Raw genomic sequence first — 23,205 nt, forward strand, 5'->3', positions numbered from 1 at the left:
CGGTGGGCGGTCCCGGTCCGGTCACGGGCGGAAGGTGGGCTCCCGATGGAAGCGCTCGGTGTCGTGGTCGCGCTGGTGGCGCTGTTCGGGGTGGCGCTGCTGGTGATGGCGGTGGTCGGAACGGTCAAGGCGGCGAAGGCGGTGGCCGCCAAGGTGGAGCGGCACGGAGCCAACGCCCAGCGGGCGGTGGAGAACGCCACCCTCAAGGCGAAGAGCTTCGCCAAGCCCGGCGAGCAGGGCCGGATCGCCGCCCTGCGGCTCTCCCTGCGCACCGCGCTCGACTCCACCCGCCAGGTCCTGCAGTCCGGCCTCCCGCAGGACGGCCAGCTCGGGGACGCCCTCCAACTGCTGGGCCGCCTCGACTCGCACGCCGCCGAACTCGACGCCGAGCTGCGCTTCCTCGAACGCGAGCCGGCCAACGACCGGATCGCGGCCAAGCTCCCCGAGCTGCGCGAGCGCACCGAGCGGATCACGCACGCCGCGGACTCGCTGCGCTGGGCCGCCCAGGACCGCATGCGCCGCTTCGCCGACGACGAGCTCTCCCGGCTCAGTCAGGAGTGCCAGGACGAAGCCGGAGCGCTCCGGCACTGGACCCCGGCCGAACCCGCCGCCGACCGCGGCTCCGCCTCCGCCGACCGGTCCGCCCCGAGCTCCGCCACGGGTACCGGCAACCAGCGGGCGGCCGCCTCCGCCGACGGCCCCGCCGACCGTCGGAAGGGTCTGGGCCCCGGTCGGCAGAACAGCGCCGAGGAGATCCTCGGACTGGCCGCCGAACCGCTCGCCCGCCTGGCCGAACGACTCCGCAAGCCGAACCCGGCGGGACCCAACCGCCCCTGACCCCGCGTCACGAGGCGATCGCTGTCCGTGCGCAGAGTGGTTACCCGCTCCTGCGGGGGTCAAACCAGCGAAGATCGGGCGCTGTCCTCCCGGCCCCGCTCCGGGTAACCTCCGGCACATGCCCGGCCACCTCGCACTTGTCACGGATTCCACCGCGTACCTGCCCCCGGAGGCGGTCGAGCGGCACCGCATCCACGTGGTGCCGCTCAGCGTCGCGGTGGGTGACGAGGTCTTCGCCGAGGGCATCGAGATCTCCCCGAAGGACGTGGCCGAGGCCCTCCGCTCCAAGCAGCGGGTGACCACCTCGCGACCCAGCCCCGAGACCTTCGCCGCCGCCTACCGGGCCGCCGCCGAGTCGGGCGCGCGCGGCGTCGTCTCGATCCACCTCTCCGCAGAGCTCTCCGGCACCGCGGAGGCCGCCCAGCTGGCCGCCGCCAACGCGCCGATCCCGGTCCGCGTGGTCGACAGCAGGCTGGTCGGCATGGCGCTGGGCAGCAGCGTGCTGGCTGCCGCCGAACTGGCCGACGCCCTGGACGGCGCCCGCGCGGGCGCGGCCGGTGCCGCTTCCGATGCTGTTCCTGGTGGTACCGAGGCGGACCTCGACCAGGTGGTCGAGGCGGCGGTTCGCCGTGCGGCCGGCACCAGCGGCTTCTTCTACGTCGACACCCTGGAGCACCTGCGGCGCGGTGGCCGGATCGGCACCGCGCAGGCGCTCGTCGGCTCCGCGCTCGCGGTGAAGCCCCTGCTCCACCTGGCTGGCGGCCGGATCGAGCCGTTGGAGAAGGTCCGCACCGCCTCCCGGGCGATCGCCCGACTGGAGGAGATCGCCGTCGAGCGCGCAGGGACGCTGCCGGTGGACATCACCGTGCACCACCTGGTCGCCGAACAGCGGGCCGAACCGCTGGCCGAACGGCTCCGGGAACGAGTGCCCGGTCTGAACCGGCTCTACGTCAGCGAAGTGGGAGCCGTCATCGGGGCCCACGTGGGCCCCGGCCTACTGGCCGTAGTGGTGGCTCCGGTCGTCGACCTCACCGGCTGACGGGCCGTCAAACTCACTCGTCCGAGCGACATGAGTTTTCCACAGGGCCGAGTTGTCCACAGGGGTGGAGAAATTTACCGGCACCTCTGCGGGATCGCTCTACTGTCCTCGCCATGAGGACCATCACCACACCCCAGGCCCGCCGACGACAGCTCGCGCTGACCACCCTCTCCCGACTCGACCTGCTGTTCCCACCCGCCTCCGCAGACGGTTCGGACGCCGCCGGTACGGCGGTCGAAAGCCCGCCTCCGGCCCTGCCGCACCCCACGCACGAGGCCGAACCGAACATCGGTCCCGACGATCCGGCGGAGCCTTGCCCTGGCACGTCCGACGACGGTGATTTCGACCCCGATGGGCTCACCCGGCCTGCTGAAGATGCCCGGGGCCTTCCCGCGGCACTCTCCTCACGGCAGATCCTCGCCGGCTACGGGGTACCCGCCCGAGCTGCGGACACCGAAGCGGTCGGGGAAACCGGGCAGGACTTCGACCATCGCCCGCCGTTCACGGTGCCGGAGCGGGACCCGCCCGCCCGCTCACCCGCTGATCGGCTCACCGTACCCGCCGCCGAGCCTTCCCATCGAGACGGCGCGACCGTGCCGGAAGAACGGTCGACCACCGCCGGTACCCCGATGGGCAATCGGGCCGACCCGCGATCGAACCCCGCCCCCTCCTCCGCTGATCCGCCATCAGTTCCGAAACCCGCCACCGTGTCCCCGACCACCCAGCCACGACTCCCGTTGCGCTTCCGCCTCCCCACTGCTCTCGCCTTCGACCGCCGAGCCGTCCTCGGCCTCACCGTCCTGCTCGTGCTCGCCATCGGCTACGCCGTCCAGCACTTCTGGCTGGGGCGCCCGCACCCGGTCGCCGTGCCAGCGATCTCCGTGGCCGAATCCGCCACGAGCCCGACCCTGGAAGGAGCCCGCACCTCCCGTCTCTCCGGACCGCCCCTCGTGATCGACGTCGGGGGCAAGGTCCAGCACCCCGGTCTGCGAACCCTCCCCGCAGGTTCGCGGGTCGCCGACGCCCTGGCCGCCGCAGGGGGCACCCTGCCCGAGACCGACACCAGCCTGCTCAACCTCGCCCGCCCGCTCACCGACGGAGAACAGATCCTCGTGGGTACCGACACCCCGGCCGGCGGAGCCCCCGCAGCTCCGACCGGACCGGTCAGCCTCAACCGCGCCAGCGCCGAACAACTCGACTCCCTGCCCGGCGTCGGGCCCGCCCTGGCCCAACGCATCCTCCAATACCGCCTCACCCACGGCCCGTTCCAGTCCGTCGACGACCTCCGCCACGTCCCCGGCATCGGAGCGCGCAAGTACGAAGACCTCAAAGCACTGCTGACCCTCTGACCTCCTTCTTCTCCCCGCCCCCGCTGTTCCGTCCGACTCGGACCGTTCCGTATCGGCGCGAGAACCTGCCCGACCCGTCGTTCTGGAGGCATCGACCACCAACGCCGAATCACCTCGTGCCGTTCGCGGCTCGCCGCCCGGCCGCGCCCGGCCGCTCGCAACCGACGCTCTGTCAGGGCCTTGCTCCCGGCAAGGCCACCGAACCACCCCCCGCCTGTATCCACCCGCACCACCGGCCAGAGACGAGAGGAGGTGCCGCGTTGTCCGCCACGCCCACGACCGGTCAGGGCCGAACCGACCACCGGCTCCTCCTCCCCGCCTGCACCGCATGGGTGGTGACCGCCACCGTCCTCGGCCTCGACCCGCGCCATCACCCCTCGTTGCTGCTGGCAGCGCTGCTGAGCGCAGCGACCGGCCTCACCCTCCTCGCCGCGAAAGGAACACACGCCGCCACCCACCAACCCTCCACCCACCGACTGGTTGCCGCCGTCCTCCTGACTGCTGCGGCGGCCACGACCACGACCGTCCTCCACACCGCAGACCTGCACCGCGGGCCGCTTCCGGCGCTGGCACGGCCCCCGTCGGCACAGAGCCGGGAAGGCCCCGGAACACCACCGGGAGCCGACCCGTCGCTGGAGGCCACCACCGGCACGGAGACCGAGAATCCTGACCATGAGAATCCCGACCGGGAGAAACCCGAGCACGAGAAACCCGCCAATCCCCGGGTCGCCGTCGAGCTGACCGTCACCCGCGACCCCGAACCGCACGGAGGGCACACCCGGGGCAGCGGCCTGTCCCGGCCGACCCTCACCATTCCCGCCCTCGTCACCCGCGTCCGTCCACCCTCCCTCCCGTCGGACGCGCCGTCCCCGTCCGTTGCCACCCGGACGCCCGTCACCCTGTTCATCCGCTCCCAGGACACCGACCAATGGCGGCAGTTGATCCCTTCGACCAGGATCGCGGTCGAAGTGGAAGTGCTGCCGGAACACCAGGAGACCGGAGCCGGCCGACGCTCCCACACCGACACAGCGGCCCTGCTCGCCCCACAGGGGCAACCCTTCGTCATCGCCCCGCCCAACCTGCCGCAGCGACTCGCGGCCCAACTCCGCAGAGGACTCCGGGACGCATGTGACCACCTGCCATCGGACACCCGGGGGCTGCTCCCGGGGCTCGTGGTGGGCGATGTGTCCAGGCTCCCCGACGACCTGTCGGACGCCTTCCGGGCCACCGACCTGGGCCACCTGGTCGCGGTCAGCGGAGCCAACCTGGCGATCGTCCTCGCGGTCCTGATCGGCGGCACCCCCACCGAGCCCGACGCGCCCGGCCGCGGCGGTCTGGCCCGGATGCTGGGCCTCTCCTTCCGCACGACGGCGCTGATCGGAACAGGTCTCACCCTGGCCTTCGTCACCATCTGCCGACCGGACCCGAGCGTGCTCCGGGCCGCAGCCACCGGACTCCTCGGACTGCTGGCCCTGGCCACCGGCAGACCGCGCCAGGGCGTGCCCGTCCTGGCCGGTGCGGTACTGATCCTGGTCCTGGCCGACCCGTCCCTCGCCCGCTCCTACGGATTCCTGCTCTCGGCGCTGGCCACCGCCGGACTGCTCCTCCTCGGCCCCAGATGGACGGCAGCCCTGCGGGCCCGCCGCTGGCCGCACCACCTGGCCTCGGCGGTCGGCGCCACCGCGGCGGCGCAGGCCTTCTGCTCGCCCGTCACCGTCCTGCTGGCACCGCGGGTCAGCCTGGTCGGGATTCCCTGCAACCTGCTGGCCGAGATCGCCGTCGCCCCCGCCACCCTGCTCGGATTCGGCACCCTGGCCGTCGCCCCGTTCTCGAAGGGCGCCGCCGAGTTCCTGGTGGACCTCGCCGCGCTGCCCGTGGGATGGCTGGTGGTCGTCGCACGACGCGGAGCGGAACTCCCCGGAGCCGAACTCGCCTGGCCGGACGGGCTGTTCGGTTCGGCACTGCTGGTCGTGGTGATCGTGTCGCTGGCCTGGGCGATCCCGTCACGGCGGGCCGGGCAGCGACGGCCGGGGCACCCGCGGACCCGGATGCTGATCGCGCTCGCCGGCGTGATCATCCTGCCACTGGTGCTGCTGCGCCCACCGTCCGTCGTACGGCTGGCGACCGGCTGGCCGGTGGCCGGGTGGCGCCTGGCGATGTGTGACATCGGTCAGGGGGACATGACCGTGCTGCCGGTCGAACCCGGTACCGCCGTGGTGGTGGACGCAGGGCCGGACGCCGGGTCGGCCGACGCCTGCCTGCGAGGCCTCGGGGTGACCAGGGTGCCGCTGCTGATCCTGACGCACTTCCACGCCGACCACGTGGAGGGCGTCCCCGGAGTGCTGCGCGGCCGGTCGGTCGGGGCGATCGAGGTGACCACCTCGGACGAACCGGACGGCGAGCGAACCAGGGTGCTGCGCTGGGCGGAGGCCGGCGGGGTCCCGGTGCTCCGGGCCCGGCGCGGAGAGCAGCGCACGGCATGGGGCCAACTCGCCTGGCAGGTCCTGTGGCCGACCCCGTCCCCGGCCCCCGACGCCTCGGGGCCGAACAACTCCAGCATCGCGCTGCTCGCCACCCTCGGCCCGCCCGCGACCGCTCTGCGGGTGGCGTTGCTCGGAGACCTGGAACCCCCGGCCCAAGCGGCGGTGCTCACCCTCGGAACCCCACCGAGGGCCGGCCTCCCGGGCCGGCCCTGGTCGGCTGACGACAGATCAGAAATGCTGCAGGGAGAGGAACATGGTGCAGTGAAACCGGAGGATGGGGAAGCCCGGAGCGGTCCGGTCCCGCCCCCGGGCATCGGGCGGGTCGACGTGCTCAAGGTGGCCCACCACGGGTCGGCGAACCAGGACTGGTCGCTGATGGCGTCGCTCCGGCCGAGACTCGCACTGGTCTCCTGCGGCGAAGGCAACCCGTACGGGCACCCCGCGCCGCGGACCGTGGCCGGGCTGAAGGCCCTCGGGGCGACGGTGGTCCGTACCGACCTGGTCGGCGACATCGCCGTCCTGGGCGACGCCCGGACCCTGGCGGTGGCCACCCACGTACGCCCCGCCCGCGGTTGAACGCCCGGCACGGCCGCCCGGACAGGGCGGGTGGGTGATGGTCAGTCCTGCTCCCGCCACCCGTCCTGCTCGGTGACGAGCTGGTCCAGCGCCGCCAGCAGTCGTGCGGTCCAGCCGCCGTCCTCGGGGGCCTCCACCACCACCAGCCACTGGGCGTCCTCGGCATCGTCCTCGCCCGCGAGGGCGTCCCGGAGGACCTCCACGTCGCCCAGCGCGGGCCAGCGCGCGTTCAGCTCCTCGGCCACCTCCTCCGCCGCGTCGCGGTCGGGCAGGACGAGCAGTTGGCGGTCATTGTTCTCGATCACGCCATCATTCTGCCGAGCGGGGGCGAGTCGGTCCGGGGCGGGGCGGCGCGGCGCGGGGCAGGTGAGGCCGGGCAGGTGGGGCCGGGCGCGGTGGCACCGGCCGGAGCTGTCGGCGCGGCGTGCGATCCTGGTAGGCGATGGCCAGGAAGAGTGCACCCGACGACCTGCTCGCCCCGCTGACCGTTGCGGTCGGCCAGGAGGAGTTGCTGCTCGACCGCGCGGTCGCCCAGGTGGTGGCCGCAGCCCGCGCGGCGGACCCGGAGACGGACGTCCGGGACCTCGCCCCGGGCACCCTGCAGGCGGGCCAGCTCGCCGAGTTGACCACGCCCTCGCTCTTCGCCGAGCGGAAGGTCATCGTGGTCAGGGCCGCCCAGGACCTTGCGGCCGACGCGGTCAAGGACGTCAAGGCCTACCTGGACGCCCCCGTCGAAGAAGTGATCATGGTGCTGGTGCACGCGGGCGGAGCCAAGGGCAAGGGCCTGCTGGACGCGGCGAAGAAGGCGGGGGCCCGCGAGGTCCAGTGCGCCAAGCTCACCAAGGCGAGCGAGAAACTGGCGTTCATCCGCAACGAGTTCCGCACCATCGGCCGCGCCGCCAGCCCCGAGGCGTGCCAGGCGCTGCTGGACTCGCTCGGCAGCGACCTGCGGGAACTGGCCGCCGCGTGCAGCCAGTTGACGGCGGACGTCGAGGGCCCGATCGACGAGGCGGCGGTCGCCAAGTACTACAGCGGGCGGGCCGAGGCGACGGGTTTCGAAGTGGCAGACCTCGCCGTCACCGGCCGCGCCGCCGAGGCGCTGGAGCGGCTGCGCTGGGCCCTGGCGGTCGGCCAGCCGCCGACCGGCATCACCTACGCCCTCGCCTCCGGCGTCCGCAGCATCGGCCGGCTCGCCGGCGCCGGGCGCAACATGCGGCCGGGCGACCTGGCCCGCGAACTCGGCATGCCCCCCTGGAAGGTGGACCGGGTCCGGCAGCAGATGCGCGGCTGGACGGGCGACGGTGTGGCCGCCGCGCTCACCGCCGTCGCCGAGGCCGACGCCGCGGTCAAGGGCGGCTCCGACGACCCCGCGTACGCGCTGGAACGGGCCGTGGTCGCGGTGGCCCGCGCCTCCAAGGCCGGCCGCCCTTACTAGTACTGGCCGCCCTTACCGGTCATCGGCTGGAAGGCCGGCCCCGGTCACGGCCCCGACGGTTTTCCAGTGCCTATATTTTCCGGTGCCCTGTTTCCCGGCACCCCTCCTGCCGCCCGCACCCGGACCGGCCGGGTGCGGGGCGACAGGCGGGGGTGGGGCGTCACGCGCAGAAGGAGACCTTCACCGCGGCGACGATGGCGACACCGTCCTCGGCGGTCAACTTGACGCTGCCACCGCTGAAGTACTGGGCGGCATTGGTGGCGACGGTGGCCGCCTCCTTGCCCTCCTTGAGCTCCTGGCAGACGCTGCGGGCCGCGCTGACGGCCTTGCCCTGGTCGGAGCCGAGCGCCGGGTTGAGGGCCTTCAGCCCGGCGAGCAGGCCGGCGGTCTGGGCCGCGTTCGGCGACGGGACGCTGCTCGCGGCACCCGGTCCGCCCGGGGCCGTCGGCGCGGCGGACGCATGGGCGCTGGAGCTGGGGGCCGCCGAACTGGGGGCGGGCACGGGCGCGGCGGACGTGGTGCCGGCGGCGCTGCTGCTGGTGCTGGTGGAGGTGCCGGTGTCGTCGTTGCAGGCGGTCAGGGTCAGGAGGGCGGTGGCGGCGGTCAGGCCGGCCGCGAGGAGTCTCAGACGCATGACGCACACGCTTCCACGCCCCCGGCGGCACCGTGGGCGCTGTGACGGCCCTGTGACCGCCGGGGAGTCACCCTGTTGCAAGGCCACAGCGCGGTGCCGGAACGCACACTGCCCGCCCGGGCAACCCGGGCGGGCAGTGGAGGGAGGTCCCGTTGCCGGGCGTTCCCGTGAAGCTGGTTGTACCGCACCCGCGTGGCGAACGCAGGCCGCGTGCGGTACGGGTCGTGCTGCTCGCCGGGCTCCGGGTAGAGGGCCGGGGCTTTCCGGGAGCGGTGGTCGGCGGTAGCGGGTAGAGGGCCGCTGGTCACGCCGTCCGGTTCGGTGCCGGGGCACCGGGTGCACGGCCGGGCCGTGCGAGAAGGACCAGGATCAGGCAGCGGCGCTGACGCGCTTGGTGATCGCCGACTTCTTGTTGGCGGCCTGGTTCTTGTGGATGACGCCCTTGCTCACGGCCTTGTCGAGCGCCTTGGAGGCGGCACGGGCCAGCACGACGGCCTTCTCGGTCTCGCCGGCGGCAGCGGCCTCGCGGGCCTTGCGCAGAGCGGTCTTGAGCGAGGACTTGACGGCCTTGTTGCGCAGGCGCGCCTTCTCGTTGGTCTTGTTGCGCTTGATCTGGGACTTGATGTTCGCCACGAAAGAGCCTCAGTCTGTGTGAATCGTTGCTACGACGGGTTGCACCGGAACGCCGCCCGGACCTGCTGAGAGGGCATGCCGAGGGCTGAGTGCAGCGGCCCACGCTACCAGTGCGGCCCCGGCCCGCCCAAACCGGAGCACCGCGCCCCCGTCGGTCCCGGGTCCGTCCACCGCCCGTCGCGGCCCGGGCCCGACGGCCCGATGTCCCGTCAGGCGGTCAGCAGCGGTTCGCCGTAGTGCTCGACGACCGGGAACGGGTCGTAGTAGCGGTGCAGCAGCTCGCGCCAGCGGCCGTACTCGGCGGAGCGGCGGAAGCCCTCGGTGTGGTCCTCCAGCGCGTCCCAGCCGACCTGGAGCAGGAACCGCGAGGTGCCGCCCTCGTCCAGGCAGCGGCGCAGTTCCAGCGAGCGGAAACCGCGCTGGGCCGCGATCAGCGGGCGGGCCTCGGCGAAGGCGGCGAGGAAGGACTCCTCCTGGCCCGGGCGGACGTCGAGCAGGGCGCTTTCCAAGATCATGCGGAGATCCTTCCGCACACCCGCTCGGGCGGGAAGGCCCGCGGGTCGTTCGGCATGGGAGGATGGACGGAACCATATTGATCGGATCAGAAATCGGACCAAGGTGCCCGCGACCCCCAGCAACGTGCCAGAGCCCAGCCGTACTGACCCGGCGGTGATTCGCAACTTCTGCATCATCGCCCACATCGACCACGGCAAGTCGACGCTCGCCGACCGGATGCTGCAGATCACCGGCGTGGTGGACCCCCGGCAGATGCGCGCCCAGTACCTCGACCGGATGGACATCGAGCGCGAGCGCGGCATCACCATCAAGTCCCAGGCCGTCCGCCTCCCGTGGGCGCCGCGGTCCGGCGAGCACGCGGGTACGACTCACATCCTGAACATGATCGACACCCCCGGCCACGTGGACTTCACGTACGAGGTGTCCCGTTCCCTCGCGGCCTGCGAGGGGACCATCCTGGTCGTCGACGCGGCCCAGGGCATCGAGGCGCAGACCCTCGCCAACCTGTACCTGGCGCTGGAGAACGACCTCACGATCATCCCGGTGCTCAACAAGATCGACCTGCCGGCCGCCCAACCGGAGAAGTACGCCGCCGAGATCGCGCACATCATCGGCTGCGACCCGGCCGACGTGCTGAAGGTCTCCGCGAAGACCGGCCTCGGCGTCGAGGACCTGCTCGACCACGTGGTCGAGAAGATCCCGGCCCCGATCGGCGTCAAGGACGCCCCGGCCCGCGCGATGATCTTCGACTCGGTGTACGACTCCTACCGGGGCGTCGTCACCTACGTGCGAGTGGTGGACGGCCAGCTCACCAAGCGCGAGCGGATCGCCATGATGTCCACCGGCGCCACCCACGAGCTGCTGGAGATCGGCGTCATCTCGCCCGAGCCGAAGGTCGCCGACGGCCTCGGCGTCGGCGAGGTCGGCTACATCATCACCGGTGTGAAGGACGTCCGGCAGTCCAAGGTCGGCGACACCATCACCTCGATGCACAAGGGCGCGACCGAGGCCCTGGGCGGCTACAAGGACCCGCGTCCGATGGTGTTCTCCGGCCTCTACCCGCTGGACGGCTCGGACTACCCGCTGCTCCGCGACGCCCTCGACAAGCTGCGCCTGAACGACGCCGCGCTGGTCTACGAGCCGGAGACCTCGGTCGCGCTCGGCTTCGGCTACCGCTGCGGCTTCCTCGGCCTGCTGCACCTGGAGATCATCCGGGAGCGCCTGGAGCGCGAGTTCAACCTCGACCTGATCTCCACCGCCCCGAACGTGATCTACCGGGTGATCATGGAGGACGGCAGCGAGCACACCGTCACCAACCCGAGCGAGTTCCCGACCGGCAAGATCGCCGAGGTGTACGAGCCGGTCGTGCGCGGCACCATCCTGGCGCCGAACGAGTTCGTCGGCGCGATCATGGAGCTCTGCCAGGCCCGCCGCGGCAATCTGCAGGGCATGGACTACCTCTCCGAGGACCGGGTCGAGCTGCGCTACACGCTGCCGCTCGCCGAGATCGTCTTCGACTTCTTCGACCAGCTGAAGTCCAAGACCCGCGGCTACGCCTCGCTCGACTACGAACCCATCGGCGAGCAGACCGCCCAGTTGGTCAAGGTCGACATCCTGCTGCACGGCGACGCGGTCGACGCGTTCTCCGCGATCGTGCACAAGGACAAGGCCTACAACTACGGCGTGATGATGGCCGGCAAGCTGCAGAAGCTGATCCCGCGCCAGCAGTTCGAGGTGCCGATCCAGGCCGCGATCGGCTCCCGGGTGATCGCCCGCGAGACGGTCCGCGCGATCCGCAAGGACGTCCTCGCCAAGTGCTACGGCGGTGACATCTCGCGCAAGCGCAAGCTGCTGGAGAAGCAGAAGGAGGGCAAGAAGCGGATGAAGATGGTCGGCCGGGTGGAGGTCCCGCAGGAGGCCTTCATCGCCGCGCTGTCGACGGACGCCGAGGCGCCCAAGGAGAAGAAGTAGCTCTCCCCGGCCGCCCGTGAACCGGGCGGCCGCGACGGGCCGGGGTCCCCACCAGGGGGCTCCGGCCCGTCGCCGTTGCGGCCACCGTCCTCGTCGTGGCCGCGGTCGCCGTGCAGGATCACCGGGTCCTCCCGGCCACCGGGCCCTCCCGGCCGCCGACGCCCCGTCAGCGCAGCGACAGCGGCAGGCCCTTGACGATGCCCGCCTTGACCAGTCGCCCGAGCACGCCCGTCACCACCCGCGGCCGGACCGAGTCGTCCGGGTGGATCAGCTGCACCAGCGCCTCGCCCCGCCCGAGGCTGATGCACTGGGTGGCGTACCGGAAGGCGAACGGCTCGGCGGTGCGGCCGGTCAGCAGCTTGGCGACGTAGCGGCCCTGCGGCAGCGCGGTCGCGCAGGCCATCCGCAGCCGACCGATGCCGGGGACCTCGACCGCGGCGGCGTCCCCGACCACGTGCACCTCGGGGTGCGAGAGCGAGCGCAGGTGGCCGTCCACCAGCGCCCGGCCGTCCTCGGCGACGGCCAGCCCGGCCTCCGCCGCCAGCGGGTGCGCCGCCAGCGAGGCCGCCCACACCACCACGTCGGCCGGGATCGCGCCGCCGGCGGTCTCCAGCCCGTCCGCGGTCACCGCGGTGACCGGCCGCTCCTCGTCCACCCGCGCGCCCAGCCGCCCGAGCACCGCCAGCACGTGCGCCCGGCCGCGCTCCGACAGCCAGCCGCCGACCCGGCCCGCCGCGACCAGCCGGACCTGCCAGGCCGGGTACGCCTCGGCGAGCTCGGTGGCCAGCTCGATGCCGGTCGCGCCGCCGCCGACCACCGCGACCGTCCCCGGCGCCGGGGCCCCGGCGATCCGGCGGTGCAGCTCCTCGGCGCGCTCCGCCGAGTACGCGTGCTCGGCCGCGCCCGGCACCGCACCCCAGGCGGTCCGGCTGCCGAGCGCGTACACCAGGGTGTCGTAGGCCAGTCGCCCGCCGTCCTCGGTGACCACCTTCCGGGCGGCCAGGTCGAGTTCGGTGACCCGGGTGGCCAGGTGGGTCACCCGGCGGCCGCGCAGCACGTGGGCGACGTCGGGGCGGGCGACCCGGCGGCCGGCCGCGATCTCGTGCTGGCGGACCCGGTGGTGGAAGCGCTGCTCGGGGGCGATCAGGGTGACCCGGTCCTGGCCGCGGCCGATCCCGGCGGCGGCCGACAGCCCCGCGTAGCCCGCGCCGATCACCACGATGTGCTTGCCGGTCATCTCGTCCTCCTTCGGGACCCCGCCCGGTGGCGGTTCTGGAAGGAGGACAGGGCAGCCCGCGGAAGTGTGACAGTGGCCCGCGTCACACCCTCCGGCCCGGTGCGATCGTCAGCGGCGGGCCGGGGTCGGGGTCGGGTGCGCGGTCGTCTCGACGCTGTGCAGCAGTTCCCGGAGCAGGCCGTTCAGCTCGGCCAGCCGCTGCTCGCCGAGCCGGTCGATGATCCGCTGCTGGACGGCCAGGCCGGCGGCCACCGCCTGGTCGACGGTCTCCCGGCCCCGGTCGGTGAGCGTGATCCGCAGGCCCCGGCGGTCGTTCGGGTCGGGGGAGCGGGTCACCAGGCCGGCCCGCTCCAGCTTGTCCAGCCGACCGGTCATCCCGCCGGTGGTGAGCATCAGCGTCGCCGTCAGCTCGCGCGGCGACAGCGAGAACGGCTCCCCGGCGCGGCGCAGCGTGGCCAGCACGTCGAACTCGCCGCGGCCGATCCCGAACGGCGCGTACGCCTGCTCCATCAGCTCGCCGACCGCCCGGGAGACCCGGTGCACCCGGCCGAACGCAGCCATCGCCTCCGTCCGGTCGGCCAGGTCGGGGCGCTCGTGCCGCCACTGGTCGGCGATCGCGTCGACGGGGTCGTGCGGGGCGCGGCGCGGGTCCACTCGGTCCATCCGGCCAGTCTGGCACAGCGCGGCGGGGCCGCTGGGCGGTCGGTGGGCGGCCGCCGAGAAACCCGGCGTTAAATGACTGGACACTAAGTAGCTTGGCGCTAAGCTATCTTCCATGCGAAACGTAGCCCTCACTGCGCTCGCCCCGCTCGCGTGGGGCTCCACCTACATCGTGACGACCGAACTGCTGCCGCCCGAGCGGCCGTTGCTCACGGCCACGCTGCGCGCCCTGCCCGCCGGGCTGGTCCTGCTGGCCGCGACGCGGAGGCTCCCCACCGGCTCCTGGTGGTGGCGCTCGGCCGTCCTCGGCGCGCTCAACATCGGGGTCTTCTTCGGGCTGGTCTTCGTCGCCGCCTACCGCCTCCCCGGCGGGGTCGCGGCGGTGCTCGGCGCGATACAGCCGCTGCTGGCCGCCGCGCTGGCCGTGCCGCTGCTGGGCGAGCGGTTCGGGCGGCGCTCCCTGGTCGCCGGTGCCGTCGGCGTCCTCGGGGTCTCCCTGGTCGTGCTCCGCGCCACCGTCCGGCTGGACGCGCTCGGCCTCCTCGCCGGTCTGGCCGGCGCCGCGGCGATGGCCGCCGGCACGGTGCTCACCAAGCGCTGGGGTCGCCCGGCCGGGGTCGGTCCGCTGGCCATGACGGGCTGGCAGCTGACGGCCGGCGGCCTGCTCCTGCTGCCGGTCGCCGCCCTGGTCGAGGGTGCTCCGCCGATGCTCAGCGGCACCAATCTGCTCGGGTACGGCTATCTCGCGGTGGCCAACACCGCGCTGGCGTACTGGCTCTGGTTCCGCGGCATCGGCCGGCTCCCCGCCACCTCGGTCGCCTTCCTGGGCCTGCTCAGCCCGGTCTCCGCGGCGGTGATCGGCTGGGCCGCCCTCGGCCAGGCCCTCACCGCGCTCCAACTCCTGGGCATGGCCCTCGCCCTGGGCTCCACCCTGCTCGGCCAGCGTCAGCGGCCGGCCACCCGCACCGTGCTCGCCGCGTCCACCCCGGCAGCCACCCCCGCCCTGGCAGTCACCCCCACCTCGGTAGCTACTCCCACCTCGGTAGCTACTCCCACCTCGGCAGTCACCCCCGCCCCGGCCGCCCCGATACGTCAGGGGGAGGCCCGTGACACGGACCTCCCCCTGGTACGCCGCTGACGCGGCGTCAGTCGACCTCGGCCACCGCCTGGGCGAACTGGGCCTTGTACAGGCGTGCGTAGGCGCCGTCCTTGGCGATCAGCTCGTCGTGGCTGCCCTGCTCGACGATCGAGCCGTTCTCCATCACCAGGATCACGTCGGCGTCCCGGATGGTGGAGAGCCGGTGGGCGATCACGAAACTGGTGCGGCCGGTGCGCAGTTCGGCCATCGCCCGCTGGATCAGCACCTCGGTACGGGTGTCGACGGAGCTGGTGGCCTCGTCGAGCACCAGGATCGAGGGCTGGGCGAGGAAGGCCCGGGCGATGGTGATCAGCTGCTTCTCGCCGGCGCTGACACCGGATCCCTCGTCGTCCAGGACGGTGTCGTAGCCGTCCGGCAGGGTCCGCACGAAGCGGTCGGCGTGCGCGGCCTTCGCGGCGGCGATGACCTGCTCCTTGGTCGCGGACTCGGCGCCGTAGGCGATGTTCTCGGCGATGGTGCCGCCGAAGAGCCAGGTGTCCTGGAGGACCATGCCGATGCCGGAGCGCAGCTCCTCGCGGGACATCGCGGAGATGTCCACGCCGTCGAGGGTGATCCGGCCCCCGCTGACTTCGTAGAAGCGCATCAGGAGGTTGACCATGGTGGTCTTACCGGCACCGGTCGGGCCGACGATGGCCACGGTGTGGCCGGGCTCGACCTTCAGCGACAGGCCCTCGATCAGCGGCTTGTCGGGGGAGTAACGGAAGGAGACGTCCTCGAAGGCGACCCGCCCGCGCAGCTCGGCGGGGCGCTCCGGGTGCAGCGGCTCGGGGGACTGCTCATCGGCGTCGAGCAGTTCGAAGACCCGCTCGGCGGAGGCAACCCCGGACTGCACCAGGTTGGCCATCGAGGCGACCTGGCTCAGCGGCTGGCTGAACTGGCGGGAGTACTGGATGAAGGCCTGCACGTCACCGATGGTCAGCGCACCGCTGGCCACCCGCAGACCGCCGACCACGGCGACCAGCACGTAGTTGATGTTGCCGACCAGCATCATCGCGGGCTGGATGATGCCCGAGATGAACTGCGCCCGGAAGGAGGCCTCGTAGAGAGCCTGATTCTCCCGCTCGAAGAGCTCCGCGGCCTCCTTCTGGCGGCCGAAGACCTTCACCAGGCTGTGCCCGGTGAACATCTCCTCGATGTGGGCGTTCAGCTTGCCGGTGGAGCCCCACTGCTTGATGAACTGCGGCTGGGCCCGCTTGCCGACCTTGGTGGCGACGACCACCGAGACCGGCACCGAGACCAGCGCGATCACCGCCAGCAGCGGAGAGATCCAGAACATCATCGCCAGCACGCCGACGATGGTGAGGAGGGAGTTCACCACCTGGCCCATGGTCTGCTGCATGGACTGGTTGATGTTGTCGATGTCGTTGGTGACCCGGCTGAGCACCTCGCCGCGCGACTGGCGGTCGAAGTAGCTGAGCGGCAGCCGGGACAGCTTCGCCTCGACTTCCTCGCGCAGCCGGAACACCGTCCGGTTGATCGCCAGCGCGGCCAGTCGGCCCTGGAACACGCCGAACACGATCGCGGCCAGGTAGATGCCGAGCACCCAGAGCAGGACGGTGCCGATGGCGTGGAAGTCCATGCCCTGGCCGGGGGTGAAGTCGATGGTGGAGAGCAGGTCCGCCTTGGTGCCCTGGCCCTGGGCGCGCATCCCGTCCAGGACGGCCTGCTTGCTGGGTTCGCCGGCGAAGGCCGGTCCGGTGGCACCGGCGGCGATCAGGTCGGTCGCCTTGCCGAGCACCCGGGGGCCGACCACCTGGCAGCCGACGGCGAGGACGCCGAACCCGAGCACGGTGAACAGCAGCTTGCGTTCGGGGCCGAGCAGGCCGGCCAGGCGCTTCGCGGAGCCGCTGAAGTCCTTGGACTTCTCGGTGCCCTGCGCGCCCATGAACCGGCCGGGGCCGGGGCCGCCGCGTCGGGCCGCAGCCTCCTGGGAGTTGAAGGTGCTCTCCTGCTCGGCGTCGGCGGGTGCGTCGGCGGGTGGGTCGGCCGGTGCGGCGGACTTGGCCAGGTCGGGGCCGGACTGCTCGGGCTGGTCGGGGGTGGTCACGCCGCCTCCTGCTCGGTGAGCTGGGAGAGCACGATCTCCCGGTACGTCGGGTTGTCGGCCATGAGTTCCTGGTGGGTGCCGCTGCCGACGACGGCGCCCTCGTCCAGGACGACGATCCGGTCGGCGTCGCGGATGGTGGAGACCCGCTGGGCGACGATCACCACGGTGGCGTCCCCGGTCTCCCGGGCGAGTGCGGCGCGCAGCCGGGCGTCGGTGGCGTAGTCGAGGGCGGAGAAGGAGTCGTCGAACAGGTAGATCTCGGGCCTGCGGACCAGCGCGCGGGCGATCGCCAGGCGCTGGCGCTGGCCGCCGGAGACATTGGTGCCGCCCTGGGCGATCGGGGCGGCCAGGCCCTCGGGGAACTTCCGCACGAACTCCGCGGCCTGGGCGGTCTCCAGGGCCTGCCAGAGCTCCTCGTCGGTGGCCTCGGGCTTGCCGTAGCGCAGATTGGAGGCGACGGTGCCGGAGAACAGGTACGGCTTCTGCGGGACGAGCCCGATGATCTCGGAGAGCTTGACCGGGTCGAGTTCGCGCACGTCCACGCCGTCGATCAGCACCTCGCCGCCGGTGGCGTCGAAGAGCCGGGGGACGAGGCCGAGCAGGGTGGTCTTGCCGGCGCCGGTGGAGCCGATGACGGCGGTGGTCTCGCCGGGCCGGGCGGTCAGGTCGATGCCGCGTAGCACGGGGACCTCGGCGCCGGGGTAGCGGAAGTCGACGCCGCGCAGCTCCAGGGTGCCGCGGGCGCGCAGTTCGGTGACGGGGTGGAGCGGCGGGACGACGCTGGACTCGGTGTCCAGCACCTCTTGGATGCGCTCGGCGCAGACCTCGGCGCGCGGCACCATCATGAACATGAAGGTGGCCATCATGACGCTCATCAGGATCTGCATCAGGTAGGAGAGGAAGGCGGTGAGCGCGCCGATCTGCATGCCGCCGCTCTGGATGCGGTGCGCGCCGAACCAGAACACGGCGACGCTGGAGATGTTCACGACGCCCATCACGATCGGGAACATCAGCGACATCAGCCGGCCGACCCGCAGCGCGTAGTCGGCGAGCTCGCCGTTGGCGCCGGTGAAGCGGGCCTTCTCGTGGTCGTCCTTGACGAAGGCCCGGATGACCCGGATGCCGGTAATCTGCTCGCGCATGATCCGGTTGACCGTGTCGATCCGGGTCTGCATGCCGCGGAACTGCGGCCGCATCTTGCCGACCAGCACGGTGACCACCGCGCCCAGCGCGGGCACCACGGCGAGCAGCAGGCCGGAGAGCGGCACGTCCTGGTTGAGCGCCATGATGACGCCGCCGACGCACATGATCGGCGCGGCGACCATCAGGGTGAAGGTCATCAGCGCCAGCATCTGCACCTGCTGGACGTCGTTGGTGGTCCGGGTGATCAGCGACGGGGCGCCGAACTGGTTGAGCTCGCGGGCGGAGAAGTCCTGCACCCGGGAGAAGACGGCGCCGCGGATGTCGCGGCCGATGGCCATCGCGGTGCGGGCGCCGTAGTAGACCGCGCCGATCGAGCAGACGGCCTGGGCCAGCGAGACGCCGACCATGACCGCGCCGACCCGGAGGATGTACCCGGTGTCGCCCTTGAGGACGCCGCTGTCGATGATGTCGGCGTTCAGGGTCGGCAGGTAGAGCATGCCGATGGTGGAGACCAGTTGGAGCAGCACCAGCAGCGTGATGTCGCGGGAGTAGGGACCGAGGTGGGCCCGTAGGAGTCTGAAAAGCACCGTGACACTCTCGTCTTCGAAGGGGACGCACGCATCCCAAATTCGGGTACTTGCGGAAAAGCTTCACGCGTTGGACGACCGATGCACTGCCGACCCGGGAGTGTGCCAGCTCACGCCACCCCCTTACGGATCGGCTCCCCACCCCCTAGGCTGCTGATTGCCCTCTTGTTACTCACCGGTTAAGTCGGTCGGTGGCCACCCCCCACGGGCCACCGCTCACCCACTCTCGGTCCACCCGCCCCCGGAGGTCCTCGTTGAGTTCCGCGCAGTCCATGATCGAGCGGCGTCCGCCCTCCGTGGCACACCTGTTGCTCAGCAGGGTAAAGGCCACCCCCAACGCTGAGGCCTACCGGTACCCGGTTCCGGTCGACGAGCAGGCGGCGGACGGCGCCCCGGGCGCGGAGCAGTGGCGTTCGCTGACCTGGGCGCAGGCCGACGCGCGGATCAGGGCGGTGGCGGCGGGCCTGATGTCGCTGGGCATCCTCGCCGAGGACCGGGTGGCGATCGCCTCGGCCACCCGGATCGAGTGGATCCTCGCCGACCTCGGCAACATGTGCGCCGGCGCGGCCACCACCACGGTCTACCCGAGCACCAACGCCGACGAGACGGCGTTCATCCTGGCCAACTCCGGCAGCCGCGCGCTGTTCGCCGAGAACGAGACCCAGCTGCGCAAGGCGGTCGAGCAGAAGCCGGAGCTGCCCGCGCTGGAGTACGTGATCGTCTTCGACGAGGTGTCGGCCGACGCCCCGTCCGCCGACGGCCTGACCGTGCTCACGCTGGCCGAGCTGGAGGAGCGCGGCACCGCGCACCTGGCCGAGCACCCGGACGCGGTGGACAAGGCGATCGACTCCCTCGACAAGGAGCAGCTCGCCACCCTGATCTACACCTCCGGCACCACCGGCCGCCCCAAGGGCGTGCGCCTGGTGCACGACTGCTGGGCCTACGAGGGCGTGGCGCAGGAGGAGAGCGGGCTGCTGCGCCCGGACGACGTGCAGTTCATGTGGCTGCCGCTGTCGCACGTGTTCGGCAAGACGCTGATCTCCGGCCAGATCGCCACCGGCCACGTGATGGCGGTGGACGGCCGGGTGGACCGGATCATCCACAACCTGCCGGTGATCCGGCCGACCCTGATGGCGTCCGCGCCGCGGATCTTCGAGAAGGTCTACAACGGCATCGCGGGCAAGGCCCGGGCCGAGGGCGGCGCCAAGTACAAGATCTTCATGTGGGCGGCCAAGGTGGCCCGCGACTACGCGCACGCCGTCCAGGCCAGCCAGGTCGCCACCGGCCGGGAGAGCGCCCCGCTCGGCCTGCGGTTGCAGCACGGGCTGGCCGACAAGCTGGTGTACACCAAGATCCGGGCGGCGTTCGGCGGCCGGCTGCGCGGCGCGGTGTCGGGCAGCGCGGCGTTGGCGCCGGAGATCGGCTACTTCTTCAAGGGCGCGGGCGTCCCGGTGCTGGAGGGCTACGGCCTGACCGAGACCTCGGCCGGCTCCACGGTCAACCGGGCCGAGGACTTCCGGGTCGGCACGGTCGGCCTGCCGCTGCCCGGCACCGAGGTGCGGATCGCCGAGGACGGCGAGATCCTGCTGCGCGGCCCGGGCGTCATGCGCGGCTACCACGACCTGCCGGAGCAGACCGCCGAGGTGCTGGAGGCCGACGGCTGGTTCCACACCGGCGACATCGGCGAGCTCGGCGAGGGCGGCTACCTGCGGATCACCGACCGCAAGAAGGACATGTTCAAGACCTCGGGCGGCAAGTACGTCGCGCCCAGCGAGGTCGAGGGCAAGTTCAAGGCGATCTGCCCGTTCGTCAGCAACGTCCTGGTGATCGGCAACGGCCGCAACTACTGCACGGCGCTGATCGGCCTGGACGAGGCGGTGATCATGCCGTGGGCGGCCGAGCACGGCCTGGCCGGCAAGTCCTACGCCGAGGTGGTCGCCGACCCGGCCACCGTCGCGCTGATCGACGGCTTCGTGAAGCGCCTCAACGGCGAGCTGCAGCGCTGGCAGACGATCAAGAAGTTCGCGCTGCTCCCGCGCGACCTCGACATCGAGCACGGCGAGCTCACTCCGAGCCTGAAGATCAAGCGCCCGGTGGTGGAGCGCACCTACGCGGACGAGGTCGCCGCGATGTACGCGGGCACCAACGAGGCCTGAGCCCCGCCTGTCCGGTACCGCCCGCCCGGTACGGCCGCCGGCTTTTCGGAGTTCCGCGGGCCGTACCGGACAATGGGCGCATGCCCTCCGCACTCCCCGACGGCGAACCCGTGCCGTCCGACGGTTCGCTGCCCGCCCGCGCCCTGGACGGGCTGGGCGGCCGACCGTTCGGTTTCTACCTGCACGTGCCGTACTGCGCCAGCCGCTGCGGCTACTGCGACTTCAACACCTACACCGCCACCGAGCTGCGCTCCTCCGGCGCCGTCGCCTCGCAGGAGACGTACGCCGACAACGTGGTCGCCGAGATCCGGCTGGCGCGCCGGGTCCTCGGCGACGCCGAGCTGCCGGTCGAGACGGTCTTCCTCGGCGGCGGCACCCCGACCCTGCTGCCCGCCCGCGACCTGGTGCGGATGCTGGCCGCGCTGCGCGAGGAGTTCGGGCTCGCCCCCGGCGCGGAGGTCACCACCGAGGCCAACCCGGAGTCCGTCGACCCGGCGTACCTGGCGGAGCTGCGCGAGGGCGGCTACAACCGGATCTCCTTCGGCATGCAGAGCGCCCGCCCGCACGTGCTCGCCCTGCTCGACCGCCACCACACCCCGGGCCGCCCGGAGGCCTGCGTCGCCGAGGCCCGCGCGGCCGGCTTCGACCACGTCAACCTGGACCTGATCTACGGCACCCCGGGCGAGTCCGACCAGGACTGGCGGGCCTCGCTGGACGCCGCGATCGGCGCCGGCCCGGACCACGTCTCCGCGTACTCGCTGATCGTCGAGGACGGCACCCGGCTCGCCGCCCGGGTCAAGCGCGGCGAACTGCCGATGATCGACGACGACGTGCACGCCGACCGCTACCTGATGGCCGATCAGGCCCTCGCCGCCGCCGGGTACTCCTGGTACGAGGTCTCCAACTGGGCCACCACGCCCGAGGGCCGCTGCCGGCACAACGAGCTGTACTGGACGGGCGCCGACTGGTGGGGCGCCGGACCGGGCGCGCACAGCCACGTCGGCGGGGTGCGCTGGTGGAACGCCAAGCACCCGGCCGCGTACGCGCAGGCCCTCGCCGAGGGCCGCACCCCCGCGCTCGGCCGCGAGGTGCTGGCGGACGAGGACCGCCGGGTCGAGCGCATCCTGCTGGAACTGCGCCTGGCCGAGGGCTGCCCGCTGGACCTGCTCACCGCCGCCGGCCGCGCCGCCGCCGACCGGGCGCTCGCGGACGGCCTGCTGGAGCCCGTACCGTACGCGGCGGGCCGGGCCGCGCTGACCCTGCGCGGTCGGCTGCTGGCGGACGCGGTGGTCCGCGACCTGGTCGACTGACCAGGGGCGCGGGGCGGGGGCGGGCGGTGAAACGGTCCGGTGCGCTGCGGCCAAGTACTCAGTGAAGGAACCCGATCAGGGTTCCCCGACCGAGGAGGGACGCATGCGCACCCGCGAGCCCGAGCGCCGCACAGCGCGCACCGACGGCCGTCCGCCGGACCTGACCACTCCGGAGGGCTTCGGCGCCTTCTACCACCAGCACGTCAACGCCATACTCGACTTCGTCACCCGCCGGGTCAGTGATCCGCACCAGGCCGCCGACCTCACCGCGGACATCTTCGTCGCCGCCCTGGAAGCCGCCGACCGCTACCGCCCCGAGCGCGGCCCCGCGATCGGTTGGCTGTACGGCATCGCCCGGTACGTGATCGCCGGGCACCACCGCGGCGGCGACCGGGAGCGCCGCGCGCTGGGCCGGTTGCAGGGCCGCCGTCTGCTCGGCGAGGAGGACATCCTCGCCCTGGAGGAGCGGATGGACGCCCAGCTCGCCGTCCGCGACCTCGCCGAGCAGCACGCCGGTCTGAGCGCCCCGCTGCGCGCGGTGCTCGACCTGTTGGTGGTGGACTGCCTGACGCACGCCGAGGCCGCCCAGGTCCTGGGCGTCTCGCAGGCCACGATCCGGGTGCGGCTGCACCGGGCCCGCCGCAAGCTCGGCGCCGAACGCCTCCCCGCGCAGAAGGACCTGCCCCGCCCCGGCCCGCTGCTGCCCCGCCGCACCGCCCCCGTCGAACCGATGATCGAGGTGACCCCGTGACCGCTCCCGACCGCACCCCCACCACCCACGGATTCGAGCAGCGACTCGGCGAGCACCTGGTCGCCCTGGCCGCCGAACGCCTGCCCGGGGACGGGCCCGCCCCCCGCCGGAGCGTGCTGCGCCGACCGGTGTTCGCGGCCCTGGCCGTCGGCGCGTCGGCGCTGGCCGCCGCCCTGGTGCTGCCCGCCGCACTGGGTGGCGAGCACGGCGGGAACGCCGCCTACGCCGTCACCCAGGAGGACGACGGCACCATCCTGCTGGAACTGCGCGACCCGGCCGGGCTGGACGGCATGGTGGCCGAGCTGCGCAAGCACGGGGTGAAGGCAGTCGGCCTCGAAACGGCGCACACGCCCGCGGAGTGCCCGCTGCCGGAGCCCAAGGGCGAGGCCGCGACCGCGAACGTCGTGAAGGGGGGCTTCGGGACCGCCCCCGGCACGGTGCGGATCGACCCCGGGGCCGTCCCGGCCGGCCGGACCCTGCTGCTGACCACCTGGCACGGGAACGGCTGGCAGATAGTGTTCAGCGCCCTGGTGGTGGAGCAGGTGCCGACCTGCGTGCCGCCGCTGGTCCACACCGTTCCCGCGGACGCCCCCTTCCCCCCGGACGGGGCGGTCCCGGCACCGTCGGGCAGTGCGGCCCCGTCCCCGGCCGGTACGCCGGTGCCCGCGCAGGGCTGAGCGGC

At 72.7% G+C, this 23,205-nt stretch carries 19 protein-coding genes; 11 read left to right on the plus strand and 8 right to left on the minus strand.

The features are described 5' to 3' along the window. The first annotated feature begins 45 nt into the window (after window positions 1–45). From ACIOHG_RS28455 to ACIOHG_RS28470, 4 genes are all read left to right on the plus strand, one after another. The gene (locus ACIOHG_RS28455) at window positions 46–837 is read left to right on the plus strand and encodes a hypothetical protein (RefSeq protein WP_400954640.1); all 792 of its coding nucleotides are present in this window, start codon (window positions 46–48) and stop codon (window positions 835–837) included. 118 nt (window positions 838–955) lie between these two features. Then, window positions 956–1,876, plus strand: coding sequence for a DegV family protein (locus tag ACIOHG_RS28460; RefSeq protein WP_400954642.1), 921 nt, complete (start codon window positions 956–958; stop codon window positions 1,874–1,876). A gap of 113 nt (window positions 1,877–1,989) precedes the next feature. Next, the gene (locus tag ACIOHG_RS28465; RefSeq protein ID WP_400954644.1) at window positions 1,990–3,225 is read left to right on the plus strand and encodes a helix-hairpin-helix domain-containing protein; all 1,236 of its coding nucleotides are present in this window, start codon (window positions 1,990–1,992) and stop codon (window positions 3,223–3,225) included. A 260-nt stretch (window positions 3,226–3,485) separates the two neighbouring features. Next, complete coding sequence (locus tag ACIOHG_RS28470; protein ID WP_400954646.1) at window positions 3,486–6,284, plus strand: ComEC/Rec2 family competence protein; 2,799 nt, start codon at window positions 3,486–3,488, stop codon at window positions 6,282–6,284. Window positions 6,285–6,325: 41 nt separating this feature from the next. Here the strand turns inward: ACIOHG_RS28470 and ACIOHG_RS28475 are convergent, their stop codons facing one another. After that, window positions 6,326–6,589 carry a hypothetical protein gene (locus tag ACIOHG_RS28475; protein ID WP_400954647.1) on the minus strand — a complete coding sequence of 88 codons (264 nt, stop codon included), beginning with the start codon at window positions 6,587–6,589 and terminating at the stop codon, window positions 6,326–6,328. 137 nt (window positions 6,590–6,726) lie between these two features. Here ACIOHG_RS28475 and holA point away from each other — a divergent pair, with 137 nt between their 5' ends. Then, on the plus strand, window positions 6,727–7,719 hold the full coding sequence (gene holA, locus ACIOHG_RS28480) for a DNA polymerase III subunit delta (RefSeq protein WP_400954648.1): 993 nt from the start codon (window positions 6,727–6,729) through the stop codon (window positions 7,717–7,719). Between the two features lie 160 nt (window positions 7,720–7,879). Here holA and ACIOHG_RS28485 read toward each other — a convergent pair whose 3' ends face one another. The 3 genes from ACIOHG_RS28485 to ACIOHG_RS28495 form a co-directional block, all read right to left on the minus strand. Then, window positions 7,880–8,353, minus strand: coding sequence for a DUF732 domain-containing protein (locus ACIOHG_RS28485; RefSeq protein WP_400954649.1), 474 nt, complete (start codon window positions 8,351–8,353; stop codon window positions 7,880–7,882). A gap of 369 nt (window positions 8,354–8,722) precedes the next feature. Next, window positions 8,723–8,986 (minus strand): 30S ribosomal protein S20, encoded by a 264-nt coding sequence (gene rpsT / locus ACIOHG_RS28490; protein ID WP_400954651.1) that lies wholly within the window; start codon window positions 8,984–8,986, stop codon window positions 8,723–8,725. Window positions 8,987–9,195: 209 nt separating this feature from the next. After that, a complete protein-coding gene (locus ACIOHG_RS28495; protein WP_400954652.1) occupies window positions 9,196–9,501 on the minus strand; it encodes an antibiotic biosynthesis monooxygenase family protein in 306 nt (101 codons plus the stop codon). Between the two features lie 103 nt (window positions 9,502–9,604). On the opposite strand from ACIOHG_RS28495, the gene lepA reads away from it, so the two are divergent. Then, complete coding sequence (lepA, locus tag ACIOHG_RS28500) at window positions 9,605–11,473, plus strand: translation elongation factor 4 (protein WP_400954654.1); 1,869 nt, start codon at window positions 9,605–9,607, stop codon at window positions 11,471–11,473. Between the two features lie 166 nt (window positions 11,474–11,639). Here the strand turns inward: lepA and ACIOHG_RS28505 are convergent, their stop codons facing one another. Both ACIOHG_RS28505 and ACIOHG_RS28510 read right to left on the minus strand, forming a co-directional pair. After that, on the minus strand, window positions 11,640–12,710 hold the full coding sequence (locus ACIOHG_RS28505) for an NAD(P)/FAD-dependent oxidoreductase (protein WP_400954655.1): 1,071 nt from the start codon (window positions 12,708–12,710) through the stop codon (window positions 11,640–11,642). Window positions 12,711–12,818: 108 nt separating this feature from the next. Beyond that, window positions 12,819–13,373, minus strand: a complete 555-nt coding sequence (locus ACIOHG_RS28510) for a MarR family winged helix-turn-helix transcriptional regulator (protein ID WP_400954657.1) — start codon at window positions 13,371–13,373, stop codon at window positions 12,819–12,821. A gap of 112 nt (window positions 13,374–13,485) precedes the next feature. Between ACIOHG_RS28510 and ACIOHG_RS28515 the strand changes: the two genes are divergently transcribed. Beyond that, window positions 13,486–14,508, plus strand: coding sequence for an EamA family transporter (locus ACIOHG_RS28515; protein WP_400954658.1), 1,023 nt, complete (start codon window positions 13,486–13,488; stop codon window positions 14,506–14,508). A 7-nt stretch (window positions 14,509–14,515) separates the two neighbouring features. Here the strand turns inward: ACIOHG_RS28515 and ACIOHG_RS28520 are convergent, their stop codons facing one another. After that, a complete protein-coding gene (locus ACIOHG_RS28520; RefSeq protein ID WP_400954735.1) occupies window positions 14,516–16,414 on the minus strand; it encodes an ABC transporter ATP-binding protein in 1,899 nt (632 codons plus the stop codon). A gap of 158 nt (window positions 16,415–16,572) precedes the next feature. Continuing rightward, window positions 16,573–18,306 carry an ABC transporter ATP-binding protein gene (locus tag ACIOHG_RS28525; protein WP_400954660.1) on the minus strand — a complete coding sequence of 578 codons (1,734 nt, stop codon included), beginning with the start codon at window positions 18,304–18,306 and terminating at the stop codon, window positions 16,573–16,575. A gap of 272 nt (window positions 18,307–18,578) precedes the next feature. Between ACIOHG_RS28525 and ACIOHG_RS28530 the strand changes: the two genes are divergently transcribed. From ACIOHG_RS28530 to ACIOHG_RS28545, 4 genes are all read left to right on the plus strand, one after another. Then, window positions 18,579–20,462, plus strand: coding sequence for an AMP-dependent synthetase/ligase (locus ACIOHG_RS28530; RefSeq protein WP_400954736.1), 1,884 nt, complete (start codon window positions 18,579–18,581; stop codon window positions 20,460–20,462). An 80-nt stretch (window positions 20,463–20,542) separates the two neighbouring features. After that, window positions 20,543–21,772, plus strand: coding sequence for a radical SAM family heme chaperone HemW (gene hemW, locus ACIOHG_RS28535; RefSeq protein WP_400954661.1), 1,230 nt, complete (start codon window positions 20,543–20,545; stop codon window positions 21,770–21,772). 103 nt (window positions 21,773–21,875) lie between these two features. Further along, the gene (locus tag ACIOHG_RS28540; protein WP_400954662.1) at window positions 21,876–22,523 is read left to right on the plus strand and encodes an RNA polymerase sigma factor; all 648 of its coding nucleotides are present in this window, start codon (window positions 21,876–21,878) and stop codon (window positions 22,521–22,523) included. After that, on the plus strand, window positions 22,520–23,200 hold the full coding sequence (locus ACIOHG_RS28545) for a hypothetical protein (RefSeq protein WP_400954663.1): 681 nt from the start codon (window positions 22,520–22,522) through the stop codon (window positions 23,198–23,200). The genes ACIOHG_RS28540 and ACIOHG_RS28545 overlap by 4 nt, the downstream gene beginning before the upstream one ends. The last annotated feature ends 5 nt before the right edge of the window (window positions 23,201–23,205 follow it).

The sequence above is a fragment of the Kitasatospora sp. NPDC088134 genome (assembly GCF_044741705.1).
Classification (GTDB): domain Bacteria; phylum Actinomycetota; class Actinomycetes; order Streptomycetales; family Streptomycetaceae; genus Kitasatospora.

Bases quoted from the DNA above. Each gene is read 5' to 3' on its own strand.
- ACIOHG_RS28455 (WP_400954640.1), top strand. From the start codon at position 46: ATGGAAGCGCTCGGTGTCGTGGTCGCGCTGGTGGCGCTGTTCGGGGTG.
- hemW (WP_400954661.1), top strand. From the start codon at position 20,543: ATGCCCTCCGCACTCCCCGACGGCGAACCCGTGCCGTCCGACGGTTCG.
- ACIOHG_RS28520 (WP_400954735.1), bottom strand. From the start codon at position 16,414: ATGGGCGCGCAGGGCACCGAGAAGTCCAAGGACTTCAGCGGCTCCGCG.
- ACIOHG_RS28530 (WP_400954736.1), top strand. From the start codon at position 18,579: ATGATCGAGCGGCGTCCGCCCTCCGTGGCACACCTGTTGCTCAGCAGG.
- ACIOHG_RS28510 (WP_400954657.1), bottom strand. From the start codon at position 13,373: ATGGACCGAGTGGACCCGCGCCGCGCCCCGCACGACCCCGTCGACGCG.
- holA (WP_400954648.1), top strand. From the start codon at position 6,727: ATGGCCAGGAAGAGTGCACCCGACGACCTGCTCGCCCCGCTGACCGTT.
- ACIOHG_RS28540 (WP_400954662.1), top strand. From the start codon at position 21,876: ATGCGCACCCGCGAGCCCGAGCGCCGCACAGCGCGCACCGACGGCCGT.
- ACIOHG_RS28460 (WP_400954642.1), top strand. From the start codon at position 956: ATGCCCGGCCACCTCGCACTTGTCACGGATTCCACCGCGTACCTGCCC.
- ACIOHG_RS28505 (WP_400954655.1), bottom strand. From the start codon at position 12,710: ATGACCGGCAAGCACATCGTGGTGATCGGCGCGGGCTACGCGGGGCTG.
- ACIOHG_RS28485 (WP_400954649.1), bottom strand. From the start codon at position 8,353: ATGCGTCTGAGACTCCTCGCGGCCGGCCTGACCGCCGCCACCGCCCTC.
- ACIOHG_RS28515 (WP_400954658.1), top strand. From the start codon at position 13,486: ATGCGAAACGTAGCCCTCACTGCGCTCGCCCCGCTCGCGTGGGGCTCC.
- ACIOHG_RS28465 (WP_400954644.1), top strand. From the start codon at position 1,990: ATGAGGACCATCACCACACCCCAGGCCCGCCGACGACAGCTCGCGCTG.
- ACIOHG_RS28495 (WP_400954652.1), bottom strand. From the start codon at position 9,501: ATGATCTTGGAAAGCGCCCTGCTCGACGTCCGCCCGGGCCAGGAGGAG.